We start from the raw sequence: 26,876 nt of genomic DNA on the forward strand, positions 1-26,876 counted from the left end.
TGAGTTGCGTACGTGTCACACCCAGCGTCCTACCAGGTCCCGTCCCCGCACGGGACCAGAACCCGAGAATGATCACGACCTCACACAGGCCCTAGACCTGCGACTGCGAGCGCACTGTCGCGCGGTCGTGCGGCGCGGGCGCCGCGTTTCTCCTGAAGGCCCAGCCCGTGTCCGGCTCCACGGCGAAACGGAAGACGCGCCGTACGGGTGGGGCGCACAGCGCGGTCCCGATCGCGGCGGCGGCAACGGTGACGACGATCGTGCCCTGCGGCTGATGGATCCAGGCGGGGTCGTACCAGCCCCAGAACTTGGCGCCCTGGGCGAAGAAGCCGTGCAGCAGATAGCTGTAGAGCGTGCCCGCGCCGAGCACGGTGAACCACATACGTCGGCGTGGCACCCAGGCGAGAAAGCAGACGACGAGGAGCAGCGAGCAGGCGAACAGGGCCAGGGTCATCACGGGTCCGTACCAGAAGGGCGCTCCCAGTTCGTCGGCGCCGTCGCGCCGGAAGAACCAGGCGCCGCTCGTGCGCGGCACCGCCCAGTACGCCACGGCGAGCGCGCCGACGAACACCGGCACGGCCAGCAGGCGGACCCTCCGGTCGTGCACCAGCCGGAAGTGCTGCGGCTTCAGGCACAGGCCGAGCACGAAGAACGGCAGGAACTGCAAGGCCCGTTGCAGCGCGAGGTCATTGCCCAGGGCCGGTGAGATCGTCGCCGGCACCGCGACGGCGACCGCGAGCGGCAGCGGCCATCGCACGAGCCGCCACAGCGGGGTGGTGAGCCGCCAGATGAACAGCGCGGCCAGGAACCAGGTCAGGTAGAGGGGTTCCAGCAGACTGATCGGGCGGTCCGGAACCTGGTCGGTCCACCGGGTGTAGAGGGTGTACGCCGTCTCGAAGACGACGTAGGGGAGGGCGACCCCGGTCACCAGCTTCCTGAGCCGCTGCGGACTCCAGTCGAAACCGCGTGAGAAGTAGCCCGACATGACGATGAACGCCGGCATGTGGAAGGCGTAGACGAGCATGTAGGCCGCGGTGACGGCCCGACTGCCGTCACGCAGCGGCTCCCACGCGTGCCCCACGGCCACCAGCACGATCGCCAGATACTTCGCGTTGTCGAAGAAGGCGTCCCGCTGCTTCGGCCGCGCGGGCTCGGCCCGCCCCCCGGTCGTCTCGCCGGTTGTCGTCTCGCGCGCGGCCTGTGTGGTGTCGCTCACCCGTCCTCCTGCCGGGCGTGTGCGGCACCCGCACAGGAAGGTGCTGGTCTTGCGGGACTCTCGGCTGTGATGTGGAGGTACGCCATCCAAGGCGCCTTGCCGCTGTCGGGCGAGGCAAACGCGGAGCCCCGGCGGCGAGGTGGTCGGCCGGTGCGCGTTCCCTGGACGGGCCGGGCCCGGATCCGTGTCGACCGTGAGCCCGCCCGCACCGCCCCGTCGTGGGCCTCGTCCCACTGCCCGGGGCCGACGCGTGGCCGTCTCCCTCGACGTGGCGCCACCCGTCGCCGCACGCGACGGCCCGAGCGGGGCCCGACCATCCCCATTCGGCTTAGGTAAGCCAAACCTAATGTCCGCTAGTGTGTGCGGCACGGCAGCGGCCGGGACAGCCCCGGCACGGTCCTACCCCGGGAGTCGGCTTGTCCCAGATGATCGACGCGAGCGCGCGGCACACCGGCGCCGCGGCCACGGACGGCTATGTCGAGCTGAGCTCGCCGGAAGAGCTGCGCGAGTTGCTGGGCGAGCCGCATCCGATCGTCGTCGAGAAGGTGCACGACCAACTCACCGACGCGGACCGGGACATGCTCGCGCGCTCCCCGTTCTGCCTCCTGTCCACCTCGGACAGCCGTGGCAACTGTGATGTCTCGCCGCGCGGCGACGGCCCCGGATTCACCCATGTCGTCGGCCCGTCGACGCTGGCCCTGCCGGACCGGCCCGGCAACCGGCGCGGCGACAGCTTCCACAACATCCTGGACAACCCGCACGCCGGGCTGCTGTACCTGATCCCCGGGAGCAAGGAAGTACTCCGGGTCAACGGCCGCGCCCGCGTCCTCACCGACGCCCCGTTCTTCGACGCCATGGCCACCGACGACCGGCGTCCGACGCTGGCCCTTCTCATCGAGATCGACGAGATCTTCCTGCACTGCCCGCAGTCATTGCGGCGTTCCGGGCTCTGGGACCCTGCCTCCTGGGCCGGGCAGTAGCCCGCGGCCCAGGACGACGGGCCGCCTCGGACTCGGCGATCGGGTCCGGCGGTCGTGCCCTCCGGTCATCACCACACCGTCTGCCGGATGCGGCGACGCAGCCGCGTGTCAGGAACCGGGTTGCCACGTGGCCTGCACCAGAGCGCGTTCGGTACTGGTCAGGTAGACGGCCGTGGCGAGCCACGCTCGCGCGTAGCGGTCCGGATCGGCCTCGCCGACGCGGCCGAAGACGTCCCGGGTACGGCGGTCCGCCTCCGCGGTGAGGGCGGCGGCCAGATCCGCGGCCGTCCGGAACCCGCTGCGTCGCAGCGCCGCTCCGGCCCCGCCCCGGTCGCCGTCCCGCGCGGGCTCGGCGACGGCCCGTCGGCCACCGGACACGGCGACCTCGACCAGTCGCCGCAGCCGCCACAGCGGAGCCTCGGCCAGCGGGTCCGGCGGGAAGTCGGTGAGGCCGTCCACCGGGGGCAGGTCCTCGGGCGGCGGGAAGTGCGCGCCCTCCAGACGGTCGTAGCCCAGGTCCGCACGGCCGCTCCAGGCCGCGGGCAGCCGCAGTGTCGCCGTGGAGTCGGGCACGGGGCCGACCGCGAGTGGCCGCAGGGTGGTGGCGCGCTCGGGATCGAGTCGGCCGAGCACGCGGAGCCGCAGTCCGGGGCGGGATGCGAGGCGGCGGAAGTTCGCCGTGTGGGCGAGATCGGGATGGCTGTTGGACGGTGACAGCCGAATGAGGAGTCCGGTCGCGTCCGGCCGTCCGGGAAGCGACTCGCGGGCGAGCAGATGGTCGTCGGCCGCGCCGACGAGGACCAGGTCGCAGCCGATCAGCTCTCCGACCGTCTGCCCGGCCTGCTCCGGGTCGGCACTCCGGGCTCCCGTGAGCCGGGCGGTGACGGCCGCCGACAGGGGACGGGCGAACAGGGCGGCGAGCGGGCCCGACGTCCAGGACAGGCCTGCTGCCGGTATGGCCCGGACCCCCTTGCCGGCGCCGAGGCGGCCGTCCGGGGAGAGCGTGGCACCGGAGATCAGCAGCCCGCCACGGGAGAGTTCGGCATGGTTGAGATTGCCCGAGCCGAGCGCGACGGTGGCCGTGGCGGCACCCCGGGCCCGGGCCGGACCACCGGGCTTGACGTCGGCGACGGAGAACCAGCGTCCGTCGTCGGACACGAGATGGGTGACGACGCCGCCGTAGCCGGTGGCCGAGATCACCGGTTCCCGGCAGACCCCGTGGACCCGCAGACCCCCGCCCGGCCGGTAGCTGCGGCGGGCGGTGCCGATCAGGGCGTGGTCAGGGTCCGCAGCGGCCAACAGGCCGGTGGTGAGCAGCAGTTCCCGCAGGTTGCCGACCAGGTCGGCGAGCCGGTGGCCGTCATGGCGGGCGCGGGCACCGCGCAGCCCACGCACCACCCGCAGGGCGGCAGCCTCGGCGCGGTGCAACCCGGCGAGCCGGGCCGTGTGCGCGGCTCGCAGCAACTCGGCCTGCGGCACGGCACCGGCGGCGGGCACTCCGACGGCCAGCACGGCCGCGGCGGCGGCCCACAGGCCCTTCGCGGCGGCCACCTGGGCGCCGGTGGGGCCGGTGGGATCAGCGGGGCTGAGGGGAGTGGCGAGGTCGGTGGGCTCGGCCGGCCCCGGGGTGCGTAGGCCGGTGGGCGGGACGTCGGGCTCGGTGTCTCCGGGAGCCACGGGGACACCGCTCGTTCCGGCCGTCCCGGAGTCCTCCCTCGCCCCGGGTTCCGTCGGTTCGACCAGGGCGTCCGCGTCGGCCACCGGGCAGGCGCCGAGTACGGCGGCGCGGTGCAGGCACCGGGGCGCGAGCAGGCAACTGCACACGACCTGCCCCGCGTCCGTGACCGTGCCGGACGGGCCGGGCGTGAGGGTGACCTCGGCGTCCTCGCCGCACCGGACCCGCCGTACGACACCGTCGACCGCGACGGGCGTGGTCGCGTACGACTCGATCGCGGCGTCCAGCTTCTTGCGCAGCCGGGAGGTCAGGCTCTCCACTGCGGCGGCGACCACGTCGGGCGCCACCGGAGGCAGTTCGGCGTTCATCGGGTCTCTCCGCGGAGACGGTCGCCCACCCAGCGGGCGAGAGCGAGAGGGCTGAGTGCGGCGACGGGCATACCGGCCGCGACGAGTTGCCGGGCGACGGGCACCGAATAGCGCGGGGTGCCGGTGTCGTCCAGCGCGGCGCAGCCCATCAGGTGCACCCCGGAACCGGCCAGGGCGCGTACCTCGCCGAGGAGTCCGCCGAGGGGGTAGCCCTCCTCGAAGTCGCTCACCACCACGACGAGGGTCCTGCTGGGTACGGTCACCAGCGAGCGGGCGTGGGCGAGTCCCGCCGCGATGTGGGTGCCCCCGCCGACCCGCACCTCCAGGAGCAGGGACAGGGGGTCGTCGACCCGGTCCGTCAGGTCGATCACCTCGGTCGAGAAGGTCAGGAAGTGGGTGGACAGGGTGGGAACCCCGCCCAGGACGGCCGCGGTGAGGGCCGACCAGATGACGGATGCCTCCATCGACCCGGACACGTCGACCACCAGGACCAGGCGCCAGTCCGCCTCCTTGCGCGAGCGGGTGCTGAACACCGGCCGCTCCGGGACGACCACGACACGGCCGTCGGACGTCCGACGCGTGTGCGCCAGGTTGGCCCGCAGGGTGCGGGGCAGGTCGAGCCGGCCGCCGGGGCGGCGGGTCGGCCGCGGTGTGGCCAGTCCCGTGAGGGCCGGGCGCAGACGGGTGGCCAGTTCCTTGGCCAGCTCGTCGACCAGACGGCGCACCAGGGGGCGCAGATGGGCCAGTTGCTGCTCGGGCATCCCTCCGGCGAGGGACAGCACGGAGGTCAGCAGGTCGACCGAGGGGCGGACCGCCTTGGGGTCGAGCTCGGCCAGCACGTCGGAACGGCCCTGTCCGGCGGCCTCGGCCAGGACCTCTTCGCGGACCTCCGTGCCGAACAGCGCGTTCAGTTCCTCGGCCCATTCGCGGGCCGTGGGGAACGACGCTTCCTGACCGCCGCCCTGCCCCTGGCCACTGTCCCGGCCCAGGTCCGAGGAGCCCTCGCCCCGGCCGGCGCCGTACAACTCGTCGAGCGCGTGCGCGTAACGCCGGGCGTCCTTCGGGAGTTGCTCGCTCTCCCGGCCGAGGAGCAGTCGCCAGCGGTCGGTGGGGGTGAGACGGAGGGCGTCGGCCGACCCCCCGTCGCGGGCGGGATCGCCGACCGGTGTCCCCAGCGGGTCGGGGGTGTCGGCGTGTGTCTCGCCTTGGGGTGGAGTGGCCGGGGGAGCGTCCCGGTGACCCGGGACGGCGGGCGTGAGGGTGCCGAAGGCCTCGGCAACCCCCGACCCGGACCCCGACCCGGGCTTGGACCCTGCGCTCGGCTCCGACCCGAGTCCAGACCCAGGCCCGGTCACGTCCTCCTCAGCCCCGACCGGCAGGCGCAGTGAGTCGACTGCCCGTCGGCCCGCCGTGTCCGCGGCCGTCCAGAGGGCGAGGAGCTGTGGGGAGGCGCTGAGCGACAGGTCGAGGCGGTCTCCGAGACGCTCGGTCACGGTGCGCAGGAGACGGTCCCGTCCGGCCGGGCTGAGGGTGTCGAAGCCGCCGCGCAGGGCGGGCAGTCGGTCCAGGAATCCCTGGTCGGTCAGTGTGTCGATCCGGACGAGGAGCGGCTCCAGTGCGGTCGGCGCCGACTGGAGCAGCGGGGCGGCGGCGCTGAGCAGTCCGGTGAGCCGACGGTTCAGTCCGTGGCGCCCGTCCGGGCCGGTGGCCGTGTCGATCCAGCCGGCGGCCCGCGCGCCGAGGGTGCCGGCGTCGTCGAGGTCCAGCAGGACCCGGGCGGCCAGGGCGGCACCCTGGACGAGGGGGGAGCCGGTGCGTGCGAGGGTGCCGAGGGCGTCGTCCATCCGCAGGCCGAGGCGGTGTTCGCCGGCCCGCGAGGCCAGTGCGATCAACGCGGCCGCGTCCTCCGGCAGATCGCTGCCGGCCAGACCGGGCAGGGCCCGGACCGCGGCCTCCAGCAGGTCGGCGGCGAGTGCGGCGGCCCGCCGGCGGCCGTCGGGCGAGGTGCCGGGCAGATGGCCCCGGCGCAGGGCCTCCAACAGGTCGAGCGCGGTGAGGAGTTCGGGGAGCGTGGCGGTGGCCGGGAGCACGAGGGCGGCGTCGGCCAGGCGCTCGTCGACCAGCGCGGGCAGGTCGCAGTGGGCGGCTGCCCGCAGCCCCGCCAGGACGAGGGCGCAGGTGGGCCCGCCGTCCGCCGACTCCCGGCGGAAGTCCTCCCGCAGGGTGCCCTCGGCGGCGAGGGCCGCGGTCACGCCCCGGATCCCGGCCAGGTCGAGCCGTACCGGAATGGCCGGCGTCCACGACAGCCGCCACCGGGTGGTGAGGGCGGTTCCGTCGCCCGTACCCGCCACGTCCACGGTGGTGCCGTATCCCGTGCCGCAGACCGCGAGGCGCTGGAGCAGGATCTCGCGGCGGCCGTCGAGGGGGGAGCGGAGCGGGTCGAGCCGTATCTCACGCGCGGTGGGGTCGTCCGGGCAGGGCAGCCGCAGCTCGGCGAGTTCCGCTTCGACGGACGGGCCGAGCCCGGAGCGCGGGGTGCCCGGCGCGATCCGTCCGCGGTCGGTGCCGACCAGGACCACTTCGAGGGCCCGCGCGAGGGCCCGGCCGCGGCCGAGCGGCTCACCCTGGCCCATCACGGTCGTCAGCGCCTCCAGTACCTCGCCTCGACCGGGGGCGGCGAGTCCGCGCAGCCGGGCCAGGTCGCAGGCCATCCGCAGGGTCTCGGTGGCCTCGCCGGTGCCGGCGGTGTGCCCGGCCGTGCGCAGTTCCCGGCACACATCGGTGATGGCGCGCGCGGCGGAGCCGTGCAGTCGCTCGGGATCGCCCCCGGCCCGGAACACGGCCTGCTGCCAGCGCGGGTCCCGGATACCGGCCGGGTAGCCGGAACGGGAGTCCAGCAGATCGAAGGCGTACGGCACGAGGGAGGTGACGACGGGCGGTTGCTCCCCGGCAGGGGCCCCCGCCGACGTCGCTGACGGCCCGCCGGCCGCACGCGGGCCAGGGACCGCGCCGGTCGCCTCGGCGCCTTCGGCCAACGCCGGGGCGTGGAAGGCGCCGACGACGGCCGCGACCGGACGCCCGCCGGCCGCGGCGCGGGCGATGGCCTCGCGCATGTGGGCCTCGCGCGCCAGGTCCACCGGAGGCACCCCGCCCGCCGACTCGGCGTCGCTGCGCAGCGCCCAGCCGACGCCGAGGGAGGCCCGGCGGATCGCCTCTGGAGTGCAGCCGGGGGCCAGCACCTCCACGCAGCGGTCCCACAGGTCGTCCCCGTCGCGGCCGGTCCCGGCGGTGCTGAGGGCGTCCCCGAAGGCGGTCGCCCCGGCCACCGCGGTCCGTGTACCGCCCACCGGGACCGGGTCCTCGGTGGTCCACCGCGGATCGGACATCGGCAGGTCGCAGCACACGACCTCCGCTCCCCGTTCTCGCGCCCAGCGGACCGCGGCGAGTTCGGGGGAGAAGTCGGCGAACGGGTAGAAGCCGAGCCGCCCGCCCTCCCGGGCTCCGGCCAGCGCGACCGGCGCGACGGTGCCCGGAGCGGCCAGATGGGTGAGCCACGGCTGGAAGTCCGCGGGCAGCTCCACGCACACCACCTCGGCGCCGGAGGCGTCCAGGAGGGCGGGCACGGCCGCGGCGAGCGCCGGGCTGTGGTGGCGTACGCCCAACAGGTACGGCAGCGTCGAGTCGGTGAGGGCGGTGACGGCCGCCCGGGGTTCCTGAACGCGTGTCACCGGAGGTTCTCCCGCAGGTCCCAGAGGCGGCGCCAGGTCGCCGAGCCGTCCTCGGCGCGGCGGCGCACCGGGCCGTCCCAGTAGCCGAGCAGCCGCGCGTGGTCGGCCGGGTCGTCCTTGCGGACGACGCCCAGGAGGTGCCCGGGGAGCAGGTCGAGGGAGTCGCCGCCGGGGAGGTAGGCGGTGGCCACGCCGAGGGAGACGGCGACCTGCACGGCCTCGGCGGTGGACATCACCGTGCCGGGCCGCTCCACGTCCCAGCCCTCGACGGACCGTCCGGCCCGCAGGTCGCGGAAGACGGTGACCAGGACGTCGAGCACCGCGTCGTCGACGCCGAAGGCCGCGCCCGCCCGCTCGACGGCCGCCACGGCCTGCCGCCGGACGAGCGCGGTTTCCGCGTCGACGTCCGCGATCGGGTGCACGGTCTCGAAGTTGAAGCGGCGCTTGAGGGCGGCCGACATCTCCGACACCCCGCGGTCGCGCAGGTTGGCGGTGGCGATGACGGTGAAGCCGGGCACGGCCGCCACCTGGGCGTCGTCCGTGCCGGACAGCTCGGGCACGCTCATGCGCCGGTCGGACAGGATCGACACCAGGGCGTCCTGCACCTCGGGCAGACAGCGGGTGATCTCCTCGACGCGGGCCACCCGGCCCGAGCGCATGGCGGCGAGGACCGGCGAGTCGACCAGCGCCTGCGGGGTGGGGCCCTGGGCGAGCAGCAGGGCGTAGTTCCAGCCGTAGCGCATGGCGTCCTCGGTGGTGCCCGCGGTGCCCTGCACGGTCAGTGCGCTGGTGCCGCAGACGGCCGCCGCCAGCAGCTCGGAGAGCATCGACTTGGCCGTGCCGGGTTCACCGACGAGCAGCAGGCCGCGTTCGCCGGCGAGCGTGACCACGCACCGTTCCACCAGGGCGCGTTCGCCGACGAACTTGGGGGCGATCACCAGCCGGTCGGGCAGCGTCGCGTGCGGCTCGGGAAGTTTCAGCGTCTCCTCGCCGCTGCCGCAGACGAAGGTGATCACCGAGCGCGGGGTCAGCCGCCAGCCGGGCGGGCGGGGGCCCTCGTCATGGGCGGCGAGGAAGGCGAGTTCGGTGGCGTGGCGCTCTTCGGCGGGCAGGGTCTGCCGGGCCGGGAGGGCCGTCGCCGTGTCGGTCGAGGTCATGGATGTCCTTGTTCGGTAGGTCTGTTGATCGTCAAGGGAGGACCAGGGTGGGGCGCCGATCGTGGTCGCCCCCCCCGGTTCCTCCCGCCCCAGATTCCTCAGCGACGGCGTCCCCGCCGCACCTTCAGCTCCTCGAACCGGGGCTCGTCGCCGTCCTGAACCCGCTGCCAGGCCCTGCGGTACAGCTCCGCGGCCGGTTCGGTCGGCACGATCGCGCCGAACGGCGTGTCGTCCTCGCTCATCAGCTCGCCGAACAGCGGCAGCTTCCAGCGCTCCAACGGCACCCGCGGCGCCGACTGGTCGACCCAGCCGCCGGGCAGGAACAGCGACCGCCCGGCCCTGGTCCGGGTGGCCTCCACCACCAGGTCGGTGGCGGCCAGTTCGGCGCGGGCCGCCTTGAGCCGGGCCGGCTTCCAGCCCGTCCACCGGGCCGTCGTGCGGTCGGTCGGGTCGGGCATGGCGAGCAGCATCAGGTAGAGCGTGGCCGCGTCCTCGCCGATGCCGTACTCCTTGGCCGCCTCGGTCACCAGCTCGGGCACGGAACGGCCCGGGTCCTGCGGCCACCAGGTGCCGTCCATGCCTCGTTCGCCCGCGATCGGCTCGCCGGGGTCCGCGAGGAGGGCCGCGAAACGGGGGTCGCGGACCAGACGCAGCGCCACTTCGGCCGCGTAGGGCCGCTGGTCGTCGACGCGCACCGCGGGCAGGTACGGGTCCTGGCCGGACTCGTCGAGCAGGTCGACCCGCAGACCCGGGGCCGGCTGGTCGTCGTGGGTGGCGAGGACGACGGCGCCGTAGCGCTCGAAGCCCGGGCCGATCTCGGTCGGGGTGCCCGCCGTCTTCCGGAAGTCGGGGAGGCTGATGTACCGGCCGAGGTCGAGCATCAGACCGGGGTGGGCCAGTCGCTCGCGCACGACGGTGAGCACGGGAGGCAGCGCGGCCCGGATCGGATCGCCGGCCGGGAGCCGGTGGGCGAGCCAGGCGGCGAGGTCGACCGTACCGACCAGGGTCTGCGCGGTGAACCCGGCGGTGTCGTCACCGACGGGCTTGACCCGGTCGCCCACGACCGCCCACTCCAGGTCCCGGGTGAGCCGGGGTTCACCGGCCGGGCTCACCAGGGCGGGCAGTGCCTCCCGTACCTCCCACTGTGTGTGCTTGAGCGCGCGGACCGCGTCGCTGAGCAGTTCCTCGGGGACGGCCGTCCGCCTGCCGACCTTGGCGTTCCACACTTCGGACGCGGCGGCCACGTCCGGCCCTTCGGTCCACAGCCGGGCGGGGTCGGCGGGCAGCAGTGCGGCCACCACCGCGGCACGGACCGCCGCGTCGATGCGACGCAGCTCGTCCTTGGCGACGGCCGCCGGGGCGGCCTTCACACCGATGAGGGCGCGGGCCTCCGTGGTCAGGAACGTCCGCTCGTAGACGTCGATCCGCGGCAGACCGGCCACGATCAGCCGGGCCATCGTCTCGGTGACCCCGGTGCGGCGGGCGAATTCCTCGGCCGCCTCCGGGAACCACGGCGCCGGTCCGCGCGCGGCCAGTTCGGCGAGGAACGCGCCCGACCGGCCCGTGACGCCTGCCTCGTCCAGCGGGCCCGACGACCGGAGTGTGTACGGCTCCGGTGTCTCGAACCGCCCGGCCGGGTCGTGGAACAACGCGGTGAGGGTGTAGCCGTCGTCGTCCAGCGAGTCGCGGCGCACCGCGGCGAGGAAGGCACCGCCGCCCAGCGGCAGCAGGCCGTGCCACATGCCCGCGCGCCACTCGCCCGACGGGGTGCGCAGCGGTGCGGCCTCCAGGTGCAGGGTCACCTTGCGCCAGCGTGCGGGCCCTGTGGCCGGGTCCAGCCCCAGCGTGTCGAACGCGGCGAGGAGCAGGCGCAGCGCCTCGCGGTGCTCGTCGGTGGTGGTACCGGCCGCGGCGCGGTACGCCAGGGCCGCGCCGCGGCCGAGCAGCGTCTCCAGGTCCGGTTGCCCGGTCGGCAGCCCCGGCCCGTCGAGGTGGAGACGTACGGTCCGCTCCTCCGGGACCGGGCCGCCGTCGAGCCCGGCGGCCCGGGACAGCACCCGCAGGGCGCGGAAGACGGTGTCGGCCTCGTCGTCCCGGTTCCACCAGTAGCCGCTCGGCGTGCCCAGACCGCTCATCGCGTCGCGGAGCAGGGCGTCCGCCGGACCGGCCGGACCCTCGTCCTCCAGGCCGCCGTCCAGCGCCCGGGTGAGCCGGGTCGCCGCCGCGTCGAGGACGGCCTGCTGACCGGCGGCGTGACGGACGACTCCGGCGATGCCGGCGACGAGCGCGGCGTGCGTGACGGGGAGCAGTGTGCGGATCGCCTCGGGCAGCGCCTCCTTGTCCTCGCGGGCGGCGGCCGTCAGCAGGGCCGCCGCGGTGTCCCGGTCGATGCGCCGCAGCGCCTCGGAGCCTGCCGGGTCACGGGGCGTCAGGCACTCCCAGTACTGCACCGGCGGCAGCAGCAGCGAGCCCTCGCCGAAGACACCGGGCGCCCGGTCGGTCTTGGCCACCGAGGTGACGACGCCGTCCGTGTCGACCAGTTCGAGCTGCCAGCTGTTGCGGACGACGGCCCGGGCCCGGTCGGCGCCGGGGAACACCACGAGCGCGGACGGCCTGCCCGCCTTCGCGGGCAGCGTGACGGTGTGTCCGGCGAGATCCTCGGCCCGCCGGGAGCCGTCGGGGAGCTCCACCACACGCAGGCCGACCAGACCGTTCACGGGTGCGGAGGCTGGAGCGGCGCCCGCCGTCGGCGAGGGGCGCAGCCGGCCGCCGGCGTGGCTGCTGCCGGCGGGGGCCTCGCGCAGCGCGTCGGCGAGGAAGGCGGGCCTGCTCATCCGCCCACGGTCACCCGTCGCCGGGTCGAACTCGTACCAGCCGTGTGCCTCGCGGTCCTCGGCGTCCGCGTTCCAGACCCAGTACGAGGAGCCGTCGCAGAGAACCGGCCGCTCCTGGGGCAGTGTGGTGTCCCCGGCGTGCAGGACGGCGCCGCCGGTGGTCCGGCCGCCGCCGGGCAGGGGGAGGCTGATCGGGAAGTCGCCCTTGTACCAGTCCATTTCGGTGCCCCGGGTACTGCTGGGGCCCTCCAGGGCCTGGGGGTGGGCGGCGCGGGTGTGCCAGTAGCCGCGCAGACCGTCCTTGCGGTTGTTCCAGTAGACGAGGAGTTCGCCGTCGACGTGGTGGAAGCCGGGGTCGCCCCAGCTGTCGTTCGCGGGGATCCGCAGGTCATGGGTGAGGAGGGTGCCCTCGGCGCCGATCACCCGGGCCTGGCCGGCCCCGGCGACGACGAGGTGGGGCCAGGCGTCGGCGACCACGAGATCCTCGACCCGGTCCTTGGGGACGAGGGTGGCGGCCGCGTCCTCCCAGGCGGGCCAGCCGAGTTCGTCGAAGAGCCCGGCCCGCAGCGTGCGCGCCAGCACCGGCGCGAGGTCGGTGCCGACGGCCGCGCGCACCTCCTCCTCGGCCAGCGCCAGTGCCTGCGACGGCAGCCACTTCAACCGGTTCAGCGCGTCGGGCAGCTGGGGCAGGCCGACCGCGGTGAACCGTCGCACGACCGTGCGCACCCATTCCGCCAGCAGCGGGCGACCGCCGGGCGAGGCCGCCAGCCGCCTGATGGCCCGCAGACCGTGGTCGTCGTCGCCGAACCGGTCCGCGCCCCGCCAAAACGCCTCGTGGAAACGGCTGTCGGCGGCCAGCGCCAGCAGCTCGCGCTGCCGGTCGCCCGCGGCCCACTGCGTCAGCAGCAGATCCTGGTTCTTCTCCGGGGCGGCCACCGGCAGTCCCAGGGACAGCAGCAGGTCGATCAGGTCGATGTCGTGGACGACCCTCAACGCGCCGCCCGATGCCGCGAGTTCGGCCCGCAGATGGTCCGCCGCCCGTTCCACCAGCGGATACAGCTCCGGCATCCGGGTGGAGCCGCGCCACGACCTGGCCCGTTCCCGGAACGTCAGGAACCGCTCCAGCCAGCCCGCCGTGCCGTCCCGCGGCCGCTCCTCCTCGGGCAGCGAGGCGTCCCACAGTCCCGCCGTGGCACCGGAGGTCTCCAGCACCTCAAGCCACATCGCGGGCAGTTCGTCGTCGTGCCCGGCCGGGAGCATGTCCAGCAGCACGCCCCGCACCCGCGGCTCTCGCGCGGCCAGCGCCACCAGAGCCGTACGGTGGCCCTTCCACCAGCCGGACGCCGCGCGCAGTGTGGCCGGCAGCTCCAACAGCTGTGCCAGATAGTCCTGTTCGGCCAGGTCGGCGTCCTGGCCGGCGGCCCGGGCCAGCTTGCGCAGGTCGTTCGCCATCTGCGCGGACGGCGGCAGCCCGCCCGCCGTGCGGCGCAGGCACAGCTTGGTGAAGCGCCGCAGCGCCTCCTCGGCGGGCACCCGCGCGGTCAGCTCCCTGCCGTACGCGGACAGCACCTTCACCGGGAGCGCGCCGGCCAGCGCGAACTCCAGGAACACGGCGTCCAGCCGCTCCTCCTCGACCGTCAGCCCGTGCTCCGCCTCGGCCTTGCGGGCGCGGGTGAACAACTGGGCCGCGTAGGTGGCGTTCTCCTCCCCGAGGAACACCCGCCCGGCCTGCTCGTAGAAGGTCGGCAGGAAGTGCGGCACCGACGCCGCCAGCCGCTCGGCCAGCTCCAGATAGGCGTCCATGGCGGCCTTCGGCTTGGACTTCGCCTGCCGGGCCGCCCGCTCCAGGTCCGGCACGATGCCCAGCGCGTGATGACCGTCCGCCGGGTGGTGCACCAGCACCCACTCCGGAAAGCCCAGCGACTGGCGCAGCCCGAGGCCCACCACCGCCGGTTCCGCGTCCTGCTCCAGACCGAGGAAACCGGCGGCCAGGTCCTCCGCCGCGCCCAGCTCCCCGGCGACCAGCCGCACCACCACCCGGTCGTCCAGGCCCGGGTGACGGTACGTCCGTGCCGTCAGCGGCACCGCCCGCTCGCCGCCCCCGGTCGTGTCCGGCGGCAGCACCGCGCCCGCCGTCAGCAGTTCCTCGTCCGACACCCGCGTCCCCCCGCTCATGCGTTCTTGCCCTCCTCGATCTCGCGCCCGGCGTACAGCGCCGCGGCCATCCGCATGCCCTCCGACCAGGCCACCGGGCCCACCTCGCGCAGCGGCAGGGCACGGCCGTCCCGGTCCTGCCAGGTGAGGGCGCCGGTCTCCACCCGGTCCTCCCAGTAGGGCTCCCCGATCCACACGGAGGCCTCGACGGTCCGCCCACCGTCCCGCACCCGGGCCGTGGCGTAGCCGCCGGACACCCGGTAGCCGAGCGAGCCGGCGCGCGCGGCGAGGGCGAAGCGGGAGCGGAACGAGCCGCCGCTGAACTCCCGTACCTCGGTGGCCTTGGCGGCGCGGTCGTCGGGCCGTCGCCAGGTCGCCCGGTGTATCTGCTCGACGCGCTGCACGATGCCCAGTTCCGCCGCGAACTCCCGCAGGTCGTCGAGGTCCGGCAGCAGCACCGGGTGCGGCAGGGTGACCGTGCGCGGGGACAGCCGGACCGTCTCGCCGTCCAGGTTCACCACCCGCAGCTCGCCGGACTCGGTGGCACCCCGCAGAAAGCCCACCTCGTCCGGGTCGTCGCCGACCACGGCGAGGTCGCGCAGCGCGGACTGCCAGGCCTCGTCCGGCCACACCCGGGCCATCAGGCCGGTGGGGACGGGCAGGGACGACACCATCCAGGCGTCGACCTGGGTGACGCACGCCGCGGCGTGCCGATCCAGCCATTCGGTGAACCGGCGCAGCCGGTCCACCTCGGGGTGGTCCTTGAGTGCGCGCGGCAGCGACTTCAACTGCCGCCCCGCCGCCCGGCCCGACGTGGCACGTGCCGCCACCCGCCCCTCCACCAGGGCGACCTCATACCCGTCACCCGCCGACAGCCAACCCACGAGCCCCCGCCTTCCGCATCAAGTCCACAAGAAGAAAGCACAGTTCAGCCGGGGACATCCCGGCGCCAGTGCGACGACATGCGGAACGTTAGCGGCGATCACTGACAATCGGTCCCCCGAGCCTGCGGAAGGTGTGCTTCCGGTCGGTGGGCGGCCGGGTGCGGAGCGGGCGCCAGGGCGGTCCGGCGGGCGTACGGCATTCGGCGATGCGGTGCGCGGAACCGGTCGAAACCAGCCAGATGCCGGGTCCGCCGCAGATCGGAATCGGGCCCGGAGCCGGTGCTGCCGTCCGCGAGGAGGGCCGGCCGCCCGCCGACCCCGGCGGACCGCTCGACTCGGCGTTAGTGTCGTCGGCATGACCGACACCTCCCCGCGCTCCGACGCCTCCCTGCGCTCCGTCACCGTCGAGCGCGTCAGCACCGGCCACTTCGTCGCGACGAACGCGCGCGGCGGCACGATCAGCTTCGGCACCGCCTCCGATCCGGACGGGGGCACCGAGTTCACCCCGGTCGAGCTGCTGCTCGCCGCGATCGGAGGCTGCACGGCGGTGGACGTCGACATCGCCACCGGTCGGCACGCCGAGCCCGACGGGTTCTCCGTCGCCGTGGCCGGTCACAAGATCAGTGACGAACTCGGCAACCGGATCACCGACCTCGCCGTCACGTTCGCCGTCTCCTTCCCGGACGGCGAGGGCGCGGACCGGGCCCGGGCGATCCTTCCCCGGGCGGTGAAGACCTCCCATGACCGGCTCTGCACGGTCAGTCGCACGGTGGAGGTCGGCACGCCGGTCACCACGACGGTCGAGGACGTCTGACAGCGCACGAACCCGAAGCTGTCGGCGCTGTCCGCGATCCCTCAGGCGGCCCGGGGTGTCTCGTGCTTCCAGAAGCCGGAGAAGAAGATGCGCTCCTTCGGCAGGCCCGCGCGGCGCAGATGCCGCCGTCCCTCGGTGGCGAGCGTCGACTCGCCGACCACGAAGGCGTATCCGGCGGTGTCGACGGCGGTGTGCCCCAGGAGTTCGCCGAGCGCGGCGGTGCCGGGCACGGACGTGCGGTCCGGGCGGACGATCCAGGTGACGGTCACTCCGGGCGGTGCGTCCAGGGCGCGCCGGTCCTCGGCGGTGGGCACCTCCTGGATGAGCCGGCCCACGGTGTCGCGCGGCAGGGAGCGAAGTATCCCCGCGGAGGCGGGCAGTCCGGTCTCGTCGGCCACGACCAGGACCTCGGAGGCGTCGGGCGGGCAGTCGAACAGCAGGCCCTGGTCCAGTACGGCGAGCGGGTCGCCGGGGCGGGCGCGGCAGGCCCAGAGGGCGGCTCCGCCCTCGACCTCGCCGGTGGGGCCGCAGTGCACGACGAAGTCGATGTCCATCTCCGCGGCCTCGCGGCGGTAGTCCGCCACGGTGTAGTTGGCGCAGTGCGGACGCTCGGACTCCGGGATGTCCAGGTAGGGCTGCCACCACCGTGACCCCGTGAACTCCGGCAGCCGCAGGACCTGTTGGTGGGGGAGCCGCAGAAACAGCCGGAACCAGTGGTCGTAGCCCTGGTACGGGAACTCGGAGAGGTCCGGGCCCGTGACGGTGACGCGGTGCAGAGAGGGGGAGACCCGCTCGGTGCGCACCACCTCGGCGCGGAACATCCTGGGGTGCTGCGGCATCAGCCTCTGGATCTTCGCCATGAGGGAAGGCTAGCCTAAGTTAGGTTAACCTTCGCTCGTGAGTTCTGGTGAAGAAGCAACCGAGCCCTCCCGCACGCGCGGTCACGAGCTGACGGCCCGGGACGTCACCGTGGCGTACGACGGGACGGACGTCGTGCACGAGGCGGCGATCACGCTCCGGCCCGGCCGCGTGACCGCACTCGTCGGCCCCAACGGCAGCGGCAAGTCGACGCTGCTGCGCACGGTGGCCCGGCTCCAGCGCGCCCGCACCGCCACGCTCACCCTGGCCGCCGGGGACGGCGACACGACCGACGGCCTCGCTCTGACGGCCCGCGCGTTCTCCCGCAGGGTGGCACTGCTCACCCAGGGGCGCCCCACGCCGAGCGGACTGACCGTCCGGGACATCGTGGAGTTCGGCCGCTATCCGTACCGGGGGCGCTGGGGCAGGGCGGACCCCGAGGGAGCGGCGGCCGTGCGACGGGCACTGGTCATGACCGACGTCGAGGCCCTGGCCGAACGCGGCGCCGAGCACCTCTCGGGCGGTCAGCTCCAGCGCGTCTGGCTCGCGAGCTGCCTCGCCCAGGACACCGGAATCCTCCTCCTCGACGAACCCACGACCTATCTCGACCTCCGCTACCAGGTCGAACTGCTGGATCTCATCCGGGACCTGGCCGACGACCACGGCATCGCGGTCGGTGTCGTCCTGCACGACCTGGACCAGGCGGCCGCCGTCGCCGACCGGGTCGCCCTGCTGCACGAGGGGCGGATCGTCGCCGACGGAACGCCCGAGGACGTCCTGACCGCCGAACGCCTCACCGACACCTACGGCATCCGGATCGACGTCGACACCGACCCCCTGACGGGCCGCCTGCGCACCCGCGCGATCGGCCGCCATCACGCCCGCACCGAAAGGCTCAGCACCACCTCATGAGACGCCCCCTGATCGCCCTCACCGCCGCGTCCGCCGCCCTGGGCCTCGCCGCCTGCGGTACGACCGAGACCGCGGCCGACAGCGCGAAGCCGAGTGCGAAGAGCATCACCCTGACCGATGCCAGCGGCGCCGAGGTCAAGCTCGACGGACCCGCCAAGAAGGTCGTCGGCACCGAGTGGGACGTCGTCGAGCACCTCGTCTCGCTCGGCGTCGACCCCGTCGGTGTCGCCGACATCAAGGGCTACACCGCGTGGGACACCTCCGCCCCGTTGACCAACAAGCCCAAGGACATCGGCACCCGCGGCGAGCCCAGCATGGACACCATCGCCTCGCTCTCCCCGGACCTCATCGTCGCCAACAACGACCTGTCGGCCGCCGTCCTCAAGCAGCTGCGGAAGGTCGCCCCGGTCCTGGAGATCCAGTCCGCCAAGGCGTCCGACCAGATCGGGCAGATGGAGCAGAACCTCGACCTCATCGCCGAGGCCACCGGCACCACGGACCAGGCCGAGGAGCTGAAGAAGGACTTCGACGCCAAGGTCGCCGCGGGCAGGAAGACGCTCGCCGACGCCGATCTGGCCGGCCGCGAGGTCGCCTTCGCCGACGGCTACGTCGCCTCCAACCAGGTCTCCATCCGCCCGTACACCAGCGGCTCGCTGCTCGGGACCGTCAACGAGGCGATAGGCCTCAAGAACGCCTGGACCGTCAAGGGCGACGAGAAGTACGGCCTGGCCACCACCGACGTCGAGGGCCTGTCGAACCTGGGTGACGTGGAGTTCGCCTACATCGGCAACGACAGCGACGGCGGCGACCCCTTCACGGAGGACCTCGCCAAGAACGCCGTGTGGAAGGGCCTGCCGTTCGTGAAGAAGGGCAACGTGCACCGACTGGCCGACGGCATCTGGATGTTCGGCGGCGTGAAGTCGATGGAGGCGTACATCGACGCCCTCGTCGCCGCCCTGACGAAGTAGAAGCAAGGGTCATGGCCGTCACCGCTACCGCTCCCGCCACCGGCTCGCGGGCCGTCACCTCCAGGACGGGCGCCGCCGCGGTGACGGCCGCGCTCGTCCTGCTGGTCGCCGTCCTCGCCGTCGTCGACATCACCCAGGGCACGGCCGCCGTCGGCCCCGCCCAGGTGTGGAAGGCCCTCACCGGCCGGGCCGACACCGCCGACGCGTCCGTCGTGATCGCCTCGCGCCTGCCCCGGATGACCGCGGGACTGCTGGTCGGCGCCGCGCTCGGCGTGGCCGGCGCGGCGCTGCAGGCCGTCAGCCGCAACGTGCTCGCCGCACCCGACACCCTGGCCGTGAACGCCGGTTCCTACCTCGCGCTGGGACTGCTCACCGTCACCGGCGCCTCGCTGCCGCTGCTCGCCTCCTCCGGCGTGGCGTTCCTCGGCGGCCTCGCCGCCGCCGCCGTCGTCCTGTCCCTGTCCGGGCTGGGCGCGGGCACCGTCCGCCTCGTCCTGGCCGGCAGCGCGCTGACGCTCGGGCTGACCTCCCTCGCCGAGGGGCTGCTCCTGCTGTTCCCCCAGGAGACGGGCGGCCTCTACACGTGGAACCAGGGCAGCATCAGCCAGAACGGCTTCGACGGCGTCGTACAGATGGCGCCCGTCGCGCTGATCGGCCTCGTCGGGCTGCTGCTGGTGGCCCGCCGGGTCGATGCCCTGGCCCTCGGCGACGAAGCCGCGCGCGGACTCGGCGTGCCGGTCCGGGCCACCCGGATCACGGTCGTGGTCCTCGCCACGCTGCTCTCGGCGGCCTCGGTCACCCTCGCCGGACCCATCGGCTTCGTCGGCCTGTGCGCGCCCGCCCTGGTACGACCGCTCGCCCGCCGCATCCGCCCCCTCGTCCGGATCCGGCTGAGCCTGCCGGTGGCCGGCCTGACCGGCGCCGGCCTGGTGCTCGGCGCGGACGTCCTGCTCCGCGCGACGGTCTCGGCCCAGTCCGCGGTCGCCGTACCCACCGGCGTCGTCACCAGCATCCTCGGCGCGGTGTTCCTGATCTCCATGGCACTGCGGGTCCGCGACACCGCCACCGCGAGCCAGCCCGAGCGGCTGCGCATCCCGAGCCGGGCGGTGTTCCTGGTGACGGTCGCGGGACTCGCCGTGGTCCTGATCGGCGTGACCGTCGCCGGCGTCCTCCTCGGCGACACGAAACTGCTGCTGGGCGACGTGGCGAACTGGGCCCAGGGCACGGCCGCGCAGTCCATCTCCTTCGTCCTCGACACCCGCGTCCCGCGCGTCCTGGCGGCGCTCCTCGCGGGCGCGGCGCTCGCCCTGTCCGGCACCCTGGTCCAGGCCGTCACCCGCAATCCGCTCGCCGAACCCGGCATCCTCGGTGTCTCCGGCGGAGCGGCACTCGGCGCGGTCCTGCTCGTCACGACGGCGTCGTCCGCCGGTTCCTGGAGCGTGGCCGGCGCGGCGTTCGCGGGTGCGGCGATCACCGCCGTCCTCGTGTTCGGCCTCGCGGCACGCGGCGGGTTCGGCCACAACCGGCTGGTCCTGGTGGGCATCGGCGTGGCCACCGCGACGGCCGCGCTCATCAGCCTGTTCATCGTCCTCACGGACCCGTTCAACGCGACGAAGGCACTCACCTGGTTGTCCGGTTCCACCTACGGACGGACCCTGCCCGACAGCCTGCCCGTCGCGGGCGCCCTCCTGCTGGGCATCGTGGTCGCCGTGGCACGGCGCACCGAACTCGACCTGGTGTCCCTCGACGACGACACACCCGTGCTGCTCGGCCTCCGGCTGCCGCCCGCCCGACTCGGCTTCCTGGTCGTCAGCGTGCTGCTCAGCGCCACCGCCGTCGCCGCCGCGGGCACGATCGGCTTCGTCGGCCTGGTCGCCCCGCACGCGGCACGCTCCCTCGTCGGCCGCCGCCACGCGCGGGTCGTACCGGTGGCGATCCTGCTGGGCGCCGCTCTCGTCTGCACCGCCGACCTCCTGGGCCGCACCGTGATCGCACCGGCCCAACTCGGCGCCGGACTGATGACGGCCGTCATCGGCACGCCGTACTTCCTCTATCTGCTCGTCCGCACCCGCCGCTGACCGGAAGGCGCGCGGCGCGGCAGGCCGGGACGGGTCACCCGTCGAGTTCCGGCGGCTGGCCCCCGGCTGTTCCGGGACGGCCCGCAACCGGGCCGCCGCGTCCGCCCCGATCCGTTCGGCGAGCGCGTGCTCCGGCCCGGCGTGGCCGGCGCCGTCGTGCGGAACGCCCCGAGCGAGTTCACCCTCGACGGCCACGACCCCACCACCGCGCACGCCCTCCTGTCGGGAGCGCCCCGGACACCGTCCCCGAACTCGCCCGCGAGGCGGGCCCCCTGCCCCGGCTGCACCCGGGTGCCCCGCCCTTCCTCCTCGCGCACGGCACGGGCGACTCCATGGCCGATCGCGACCACAGTCGGCGTCTCGCCGAGTGCCTGGACGGGGCCGGGGTGAGGGGCGAGCCGGTGGGGGTGCCGGGCGCGGACCACGTCCGGCACCGGCTCCCGACAAGATGGCGGAGGAGAGCTTCACGCACTCCCTGGCGTGGGCCCGGGGTGTGCTGGACTCAGGGCCCCGGCACCAGGAACACGTCGGGCTCAGACCGCGCTGCCGTACAACTCCTGCAACGGCTGGGCCGAATCCGTGCCGGAGTGGCCGAAGGGGGCGTCGAAGCTCCAGACCATGAAGATCAGGAAGACCACCAGGGCGCTGAACGCGGTGGCCAGCATCAGTTCGCGCGCGGAGCGGCGGATCTGCAGGGCGTAGAGCAGGCCGAGCGTGACGAACCCGCCGGCGACCAGGCCGAACCAGACCAGGCCGGGCAGGGTGGTTCCGGCGCTGTCCAGACGCTGGTGACGTGCGTCGTCGGCGGTGGCGACCTGGTCCAGGAGCGGTTGGTAGGCCTGGGCCTGCAGTTCGTCGGTGGGTGTGTGGTGGGCGAGGTCGCTGCGGATCCGCGTCAGCAGCTGGGCACCGGTGGCGTCGACCGGCTGGTCGCCCTCCATGGCCGGCCACTCGGTGGTGACGGCGTGCCGGGCGTAGGCGTCGATGTGCTGCTTGACCTGGGTGTGGAAGGCGGCGGGGTAGACGTCCAGACGCTGGTCGATCTCGTACAGGGCCTGGGCCTCGCGCTGGACGGTGTCCTCGGCGGCGCTGCGGGCCTCCCAGACGCCGGCGATGGCCAGGCCCAGGACGATGGCGTAGACGACGCCGACCATCATCACCATGTACTCCAGCACATCGGGGGTCTGTGAGGTGTCCTCGTCGTCGGCGACGCGGCGGTGGCGCATCACGGTGGCGACGATGACGAAGGCGCAGACCAGCGCGCAGGCCAGGGTGTAGATCAGCCATTCCGGCACAGCAGGACTCCAGGACGAGCGGATGAACGGGTGAACGGGTGAACGGGCGAGGTGAACGTGACGACCCGTGTACGGGTCAGCGGCTGTTGCGGCGCCGGGAGCCCGGGCGCAGTGCGGCGGCGGCCAGGACGGCCGGGGTGGTGATCACGACGGTGGACATCGTGGTGGACAGGCCCGCGGGGGCCGGACGTGCCGAGTGGCGGCTGTAGGCGAAGCGGGGCACCCAGCGGAAGGGGGCGGCCCGAGGTGCGGGCGCGGGGGAGGCGGCGACGATGTCGTCGGCCGCTGCCTCGGGCGCCGGCCCGGCGGCCCGCACCGGCTGGTCGGCGGGCGGCGGCTGCGGGGCCGCCGACGGCTGCGGCGCGGGGGGATCGTCGGCGACGGGGGGTGCCGGTGGATCCGGCGTGTGCGACGGCGTCCGTACGGCCGGGGAGGGGCGTACGGCGGGAGACGGCGGGGGCGTGGCGGTCGGCTGCCGCGGGGACGCGCCGATCTCGACCCAGCTGTCCGGGGCGCACACCACCAGGTGTGCCGTGGTGGGGGTGGTCTCGATGACGACGGCCGCCCCGGTGGCGCCCGGCAGGGGGCAGAGCGCGGCAGCCGCTCCGAGACCTACGGTGATCCAGCCGCTCACCAGTGCTGTTCCTCTCGACGGAAGGTGCGTGCGCCTCGGGGGGAGACGCGGAGGTACGGATGCCGGTGCGCTGACCTCGCGGCACGGGTTCGGCGCCGGGAGTAACGATCATGCAGAGCGCGGGTCACGGCTCCGCTCGGGGACGGTTGACGACTGGTTCGGCTCCGAGAAGTCCGACGAAGGCCGATGATCGGCTCGACCCCGCGGACCCCGCGCGTTCACCGGCTCCTGGTGCCCGGCGGGCCGGCCAGGAGGACCGGCTCGATGGCCGCGTAGCGTTCGCGTTCGCGGGCGGTCGCCCTCCGGCCGGACAGCACGGTGCCCAGCAGACCGCAGAGGAAGCCCGCCGGCACGGAGACGAGGGCCGTGGTCGTGAACGGGAACCAGTTGAAGTCGACTTCCGGGAAGGCGGATCCGGGGGATCCGGAGACGAGGTTGGTGCCGGTCATCAGGACCAGGACGCTCAGGCTGCCGCCGATGAGCGTGCACAGCAGGCCGGCGCGGGTGTACCGCCGCCAGAAGAGGCTGTAGACGAGCGCGGGGGCGATGGCCGAGGCACCCAGACAGAACGAGACGGTGGCGAGCGGCTGGAGACTGCGGTGCTGCGCGGTCACGGCCAGCAGGATCACCGGAATCCCCACGGCCAGCGCGGCCAGGCGCGCCAGGGCCATCTCGCGCAGTGCCGAGGTGCGCGGGCGTGCGGCGGCGATGTCGTGGGCCAGCGAGTTGGCGCAGGCCAGCGTCATGCTGGCCACGGAGGCCAGCAGGGTCAGGAAGATCGCCGTCGTGACGGTGGCGAACAACAGGCTCTCCGCGCGGGAGAGATGCATGCCGAACGCGGCCCGCGAACCGAGCAGGTAGGCCGTGTTGCCGCGCGGGTCCGCACCGGCGATGGCCCTGTGCCCGATGAGCGCGGTGGCACCGACGCCGATCACGGTGATGACGGCGATGAACAGGGCGACCGTCGAGATCGCCCAGGACATCGCACGGCGCACCTGGCGGGCGCTGCCGGCGCTGTACATCCGCATGGTGACGTGCGGCAGACAGGCGCCGCCCAGCACGATGGCGATCTGGGTGCTCACCATGTCGAGGCCGGGGTGCGGTCCGTTCCCGAACTGCAGGCCGTAGCGCAGGAATCCGTCGTCGGCCCCGCTGCGCCGGGCGGCGGACTGGAACAGGGCGCGGGGGCTCCAGCCGAAGGTGTGCAGGATGATCCCGGCGACGACGAGTCCGGACCCGAGCAGGATCACCGTCTTGATGATCTGGATCAGGGCGGTGCCGCGCATCCCCCCGATGGCCGCGTAGCTGATCATCAGGGTGCCGGCCCCTACGACGCAGCCGGTCCGCCACGCGCTGTCGGAGAACCCGAGGACGTACGCCAGCAGCTGGCCCACACCGGCGAGTTGCACGACCATCATCGGCACCAGCGAGGCGAGGGTGACCAGGCACGCGGTGATGCGCACCGCGCGGCCGGGCAGGCGTCTGCCGAGGGCGTCGCCCATGGTGAACCGGCCGGTGTGGTGCAGGGGTTCGGCCAGCAGGACCATCAGGAGCAGCAAGGACAGCACGGTGCTCAGCGCCAGGACGACACCGTCGTAGCCGCACAGTGCGATGACCCCGCCGATGGTGAGCACGGTGGCGGCGGAGATGTAGTCACCGGCGATGGCGAGGCCGTTGCGCAGCGGGGACAGGGAGCGGTACCCGGTGTAGAACTCGGCGAGGTCGTCGCGGTCGGGACCGGTGAGCACACACAGCAGGAGCGTGAGGGTCACGACACTGCAGAACGCCACGAGGGACCAGGACTGCGCGGTGCCGTCGAAGTCCGTCACGGCCGCGTCTCCTCGTCGGGGGCGTGATGGGTCTGGCGGTGCACACGGCGGGCCAGGGGATCGACGTACCGGCGGGCGGTGACCTCGTAGAGGATCACGGCCAGCCAGGTGACGGGGAGTTGCACCAGCGCGAGGAGGAGTCCGGTGGGCAGGCCGCCGGGTGCGAGGCGGGTCATGACGGCGGGGGCCTGGACGGTGAGGGTGAGGAAGGCGGCGAAGTAGCCGAGTGCGGCGATGGTGGCGATGCGCCGCTGCCAGCGGCAGGCCCGGCGCAGCCGGCGGAGGTCACGGTGCGGCCCGTGCCACGAGCGGGTCCGGGCCGGTGTCCGCGGGCCGTCCTGCGCGACGGCCCACCGCGGGGCCGGGGCGGGGGAGGCGTGCCGTCCGGGCCGGTGCCGAGCCGGGTATAACTCGGAGCTGTCGGAGGACATCCCAGGATCTCCTAGTGGGTCGTGGGCCCCACGGGGTGCGGACCGCGGGAGCGTGGGGGAGCGGTTCGGGTGACCGCACGCTATGCGGGTGCCGGACCCCGCGCAGAGACTTCCGTGAACTCCCTGATGAGGACCGCTGTGGCGCTCTGACCTCGGATGTTGTGGGGGTGACGGGTGTGACGAGGTGGCGTACAAGTGTTCTATGGGGTGGGGGGTCGGGTCCGCTCCCGCCGAGGGGGCGGACCGTCCGTGAGGCGGCCCGTCGCGGTGCCGTGCACGACATGTGCGGCCGCCACGTCCAGTGCCGCGTGCCCGGTGGACTTGAAGACGCTGAGCCGGTCCGGGGAGGGCCGGCCGGAGGCCTCGCCGCACAGCACGGAACCGAGGAGGGTGACGGTGTGGCCCTCCGGCAGGGCCTGCAACTCGTGGGCGCCGGAGGGCGGGGCCGTCGCGGCGGCGCCGGGCCACTCGGCGAAGAGCGCCGCGTCCAGGACGGTCCCGGCGTCGAGTTCGGGTCCGTGGGAGCCGCCGACGGAGCTCACATGTGCGCCCGGGGCGAGCCACGCGCGCCGCAGGACCGGGCGGGTCGCGCCGGTGCAGCAGTACACGGTGGCCGCTTCGCGTACGGCTGACTCGATGCCGTCGGCCGCGCGGCCCGCCGGGTGCAGGGCCGCCGTCGCGCGGGCCGCCGCGGGATCGCGGCCCGCGACGGTGACGGGCTCGGCCGGCCGGAGCGCGGCGAGGAGGGAGACCTGGGCCCGGGCCTGGGCGCCGGTGCCGACGACCACGACGGGGCCCGGCCGGGCCAGGGCCAGGGCGCTGTGGGTGGCGGACGCCGCGGTGCGCCAGGCCGTGACGGGTTCGGCGTCCATGACGGCGAGGGGGCGGCCGTCCTCGGGGTCGAAGAAGGCCACGATGCCCCGGTGGGTACTGCGGCCCGGCCGGGCGGGGTCCGCGAACACCGACACGAGTTTCGCCGCCAGGCCCAGCCCTGGCACGTAGCCGGGCATGGCGCCCAGCAGCCCGCCGGGCGCGGACGCCGCGATCCGGGGCGGCGCGGACACCTGGTCGCGGGCCACCGCGACGAGTGCGTCGGCGACGGCGGCCATGAGGAGGTGCGGGTCGAGCGCCGCCGCGGTGGCCGCCCGGTCGAGGACGAGAAGGTCGCTCACGCGCCGGTCACCCCCCTCGTGCCGGACAGCAGGCCGCCGAGGGTCTCCACCGCCGAGGCGAGTTCCTCCCGCAGCCGCCGCAGCAGCGGTTCGTCGATCTCGGCGTCCGGTCCGACCACGGTGACGGCGCAGACCGGCGCCCCGGCCACGGGGACGACGGCCCGGCTCAGGGAGGCCACGAACCGCTCGTTGCGGCCGTGCTCGACGGCGAACCCGTCGGCCTCGGTCCGCTCGATGTCGGCCAGCAGGCCCGCGTCGCCGTCCAGGGGATGCCCCGCCTGCCGAGCCACGTCCAGGTAGGGGCCGCGCGCCTCCGGCGGAAGGGCGGCCACCAGGGCGAGCGGACCGGCGAACCGGTGGACGGGGAGCGCCTCGTCCCGGAGCGTGCTGATCATCGCCAGCCGGTCCGGGCGGACCACGTCCACCACCCGGGAGCCGTCGCCTTCGAGGACCTGGAGATTGACCATCATGCCGGTGCGCTCTGACAGGTCCTCCAGCACCGGACGGGCCAGGAGGGACAGGGAGTTGTGGGCCGCCCGGGCCGACAGGAGCAGGACGGCGGTGCCCGGCAGATAGCGGTCGTCGGCGCGCAGGACCCAGCCGCGGCGGACCAGGTCCACGAGGATCCGGTAGGCCGTGGCCCGGTGCAGCCCGACCTCGTCGGCGAGATCGGTCAGCCGGGGAGGCCGGGGTGCCCGGGCCACCGCCTCGACCAGGTCGAGGGCCTTGTCCACAGCCGTTCGTGGCGGCCTCGGCGCCCGGTCGGACTGCGGCGCGGTGTGCGGCACGCCTCGCGGCACGGCTCGTGGCACGGAAACCCCTCCGGACGCTCGGGCGGACCGTCCCGACGGGGTGCCCCACATACGGGATCGAGGGGTAGGGTACCGCC

18 protein-coding genes are annotated in these 26,876 nt (G+C 74.2%); 5 read left to right on the top strand and 13 right to left on the bottom strand.

Features of this window, described 5'->3' with window-relative positions; translation table 11 throughout:
- Positions 1–91: 91 nt before the first annotated feature.
- Entirely contained in the window at positions 92–1,216 is a 1,125-nt protein-coding gene (locus ACZ5VD_RS41070; protein ID WP_468685552.1) for an acyltransferase family protein, read from the bottom strand.
- A gap of 425 nt (positions 1,217–1,641) precedes the next feature.
- Here ACZ5VD_RS41070 and ACZ5VD_RS41075 point away from each other — a divergent pair, with 425 nt between their 5' ends.
- Complete coding sequence (locus ACZ5VD_RS41075) at positions 1,642–2,196, top strand: MSMEG_1061 family FMN-dependent PPOX-type flavoprotein (protein ID WP_468551618.1); 555 nt, start codon at positions 1,642–1,644, stop codon at positions 2,194–2,196.
- Between the two features lie 108 nt (positions 2,197–2,304).
- Here ACZ5VD_RS41075 and ACZ5VD_RS41080 read toward each other — a convergent pair whose 3' ends face one another.
- The 5 genes from ACZ5VD_RS41080 to ACZ5VD_RS41100 all read right to left on the bottom strand — a co-directional run bounded on the left by ACZ5VD_RS41080 (position 2,305) and on the right by ACZ5VD_RS41100 (position 14,996).
- Positions 2,305–4,239, bottom strand: coding sequence for a hypothetical protein (locus ACZ5VD_RS41080; protein ID WP_468685554.1), 1,935 nt, complete (start codon positions 4,237–4,239; stop codon positions 2,305–2,307).
- On the bottom strand, positions 4,236–7,967 hold the full coding sequence (locus tag ACZ5VD_RS41085) for a DUF5682 family protein (protein WP_468685555.1): 3,732 nt from the start codon (positions 7,965–7,967) through the stop codon (positions 4,236–4,238). Before ACZ5VD_RS41085 ends, ACZ5VD_RS41080 begins: the two co-directional genes overlap by 4 nt.
- Positions 7,964–9,124 carry an ATP-binding protein gene (locus tag ACZ5VD_RS41090; protein WP_468551570.1) on the bottom strand — a complete coding sequence of 387 codons (1,161 nt, stop codon included), beginning with the start codon at positions 9,122–9,124 and terminating at the stop codon, positions 7,964–7,966. Before ACZ5VD_RS41090 ends, ACZ5VD_RS41085 begins: the two co-directional genes overlap by 4 nt.
- A gap of 98 nt (positions 9,125–9,222) precedes the next feature.
- Complete coding sequence (locus ACZ5VD_RS41095; RefSeq protein ID WP_468551571.1) at positions 9,223–14,133, bottom strand: DNA-binding protein; 4,911 nt, start codon at positions 14,131–14,133, stop codon at positions 9,223–9,225.
- Positions 14,130–14,996, bottom strand: a complete 867-nt coding sequence (locus tag ACZ5VD_RS41100; RefSeq protein ID WP_468685556.1) for a DUF4132 domain-containing protein — start codon at positions 14,994–14,996, stop codon at positions 14,130–14,132. The genes ACZ5VD_RS41095 and ACZ5VD_RS41100 overlap by 4 nt, the downstream gene beginning before the upstream one ends.
- Before the next feature lie 355 nt (positions 14,997–15,351).
- Here ACZ5VD_RS41100 and ACZ5VD_RS41105 point away from each other — a divergent pair, with 355 nt between their 5' ends.
- Positions 15,352–15,810 carry an OsmC family protein gene (locus ACZ5VD_RS41105; protein ID WP_468685558.1) on the top strand — a complete coding sequence of 153 codons (459 nt, stop codon included), beginning with the start codon at positions 15,352–15,354 and terminating at the stop codon, positions 15,808–15,810.
- 41 nt (positions 15,811–15,851) lie between these two features.
- Here the strand turns inward: ACZ5VD_RS41105 and ACZ5VD_RS41110 are convergent, their stop codons facing one another.
- Positions 15,852–16,670 carry a siderophore-interacting protein gene (locus ACZ5VD_RS41110; protein ID WP_468551574.1) on the bottom strand — a complete coding sequence of 273 codons (819 nt, stop codon included), beginning with the start codon at positions 16,668–16,670 and terminating at the stop codon, positions 15,852–15,854.
- Between the two features lie 37 nt (positions 16,671–16,707).
- Between ACZ5VD_RS41110 and ACZ5VD_RS41115 the strand changes: the two genes are divergently transcribed.
- The 3 genes from ACZ5VD_RS41115 to ACZ5VD_RS41125 are packed head-to-tail and all read left to right on the top strand — an operon-like array spanning position 16,708 to position 20,626.
- On the top strand, positions 16,708–17,580 hold the full coding sequence (locus ACZ5VD_RS41115; protein WP_468685559.1) for an ABC transporter ATP-binding protein: 873 nt from the start codon (positions 16,708–16,710) through the stop codon (positions 17,578–17,580).
- Positions 17,577–18,548 carry an ABC transporter substrate-binding protein gene (locus tag ACZ5VD_RS41120; RefSeq protein WP_468551576.1) on the top strand — a complete coding sequence of 324 codons (972 nt, stop codon included), beginning with the start codon at positions 17,577–17,579 and terminating at the stop codon, positions 18,546–18,548. The genes ACZ5VD_RS41115 and ACZ5VD_RS41120 overlap by 4 nt, the downstream gene beginning before the upstream one ends.
- Positions 18,549–18,559: 11 nt before the next feature.
- Positions 18,560–20,626 carry an iron ABC transporter permease gene (locus ACZ5VD_RS41125; protein WP_468685561.1) on the top strand — a complete coding sequence of 689 codons (2,067 nt, stop codon included), beginning with the start codon at positions 18,560–18,562 and terminating at the stop codon, positions 20,624–20,626.
- A 533-nt stretch (positions 20,627–21,159) separates the two neighbouring features.
- Here the strand turns inward: ACZ5VD_RS41125 and ACZ5VD_RS41130 are convergent.
- The 6 genes from ACZ5VD_RS41130 to ACZ5VD_RS41155 form a co-directional block, all read right to left on the bottom strand.
- A complete protein-coding gene (locus ACZ5VD_RS41130) occupies positions 21,160–21,921 on the bottom strand; it encodes a bestrophin-like domain (RefSeq protein ID WP_468551578.1) in 762 nt (253 codons plus the stop codon).
- A 76-nt stretch (positions 21,922–21,997) separates the two neighbouring features.
- On the bottom strand, positions 21,998–22,555 hold the full coding sequence (locus ACZ5VD_RS41135; RefSeq protein ID WP_468685562.1) for a hypothetical protein: 558 nt from the start codon (positions 22,553–22,555) through the stop codon (positions 21,998–22,000).
- 218 nt (positions 22,556–22,773) lie between these two features.
- On the bottom strand, positions 22,774–24,384 hold the full coding sequence (locus ACZ5VD_RS41140; protein ID WP_468685563.1) for a sodium/solute symporter: 1,611 nt from the start codon (positions 24,382–24,384) through the stop codon (positions 22,774–22,776).
- Positions 24,381–24,815 carry a DUF485 domain-containing protein gene (locus tag ACZ5VD_RS41145; RefSeq protein ID WP_468551581.1) on the bottom strand — a complete coding sequence of 145 codons (435 nt, stop codon included), beginning with the start codon at positions 24,813–24,815 and terminating at the stop codon, positions 24,381–24,383. Before ACZ5VD_RS41145 ends, ACZ5VD_RS41140 begins: the two co-directional genes overlap by 4 nt.
- A 200-nt stretch (positions 24,816–25,015) precedes the next feature.
- On the bottom strand, positions 25,016–25,987 hold the full coding sequence (locus tag ACZ5VD_RS41150; protein WP_468551582.1) for an ornithine cyclodeaminase family protein: 972 nt from the start codon (positions 25,985–25,987) through the stop codon (positions 25,016–25,018).
- A complete protein-coding gene (locus ACZ5VD_RS41155; RefSeq protein WP_468551583.1) occupies positions 25,984–26,721 on the bottom strand; it encodes an IclR family transcriptional regulator in 738 nt (245 codons plus the stop codon). The genes ACZ5VD_RS41150 and ACZ5VD_RS41155 overlap by 4 nt, the downstream gene beginning before the upstream one ends.
- Between the last annotated feature and the right edge of the window lie 155 nt (positions 26,722–26,876).

Source organism: Streptomyces sp. NPDC032822, assembly GCF_055578825.1.

Coding starts and splice junctions, on each gene's coding strand:
- ACZ5VD_RS41095 (WP_468551571.1), bottom strand. CDS start 14,133: ATGAGCGGGGGGACGCGGGTGTCGGACGAGGAACTGCTGACGGCGGGC.
- ACZ5VD_RS41090 (WP_468551570.1), bottom strand. CDS start 9,124: ATGACCTCGACCGACACGGCGACGGCCCTCCCGGCCCGGCAGACCCTG.
- ACZ5VD_RS41105 (WP_468685558.1), top strand. CDS start 15,352: ATGACCGACACCTCCCCGCGCTCCGACGCCTCCCTGCGCTCCGTCACC.
- ACZ5VD_RS41110 (WP_468551574.1), bottom strand. CDS start 16,670: ATGGCGAAGATCCAGAGGCTGATGCCGCAGCACCCCAGGATGTTCCGC.
- ACZ5VD_RS41080 (WP_468685554.1), bottom strand. CDS start 4,239: ATGAACGCCGAACTGCCTCCGGTGGCGCCCGACGTGGTCGCCGCCGCA.
- ACZ5VD_RS41075 (WP_468551618.1), top strand. CDS start 1,642: ATGATCGACGCGAGCGCGCGGCACACCGGCGCCGCGGCCACGGACGGC.
- ACZ5VD_RS41120 (WP_468551576.1), top strand. CDS start 17,577: ATGAGACGCCCCCTGATCGCCCTCACCGCCGCGTCCGCCGCCCTGGGC.
- ACZ5VD_RS41145 (WP_468551581.1), bottom strand. CDS start 24,815: ATGTCCTCCGACAGCTCCGAGTTATACCCGGCTCGGCACCGGCCCGGA.
- ACZ5VD_RS41125 (WP_468685561.1), top strand. CDS start 18,560: ATGGCCGTCACCGCTACCGCTCCCGCCACCGGCTCGCGGGCCGTCACC.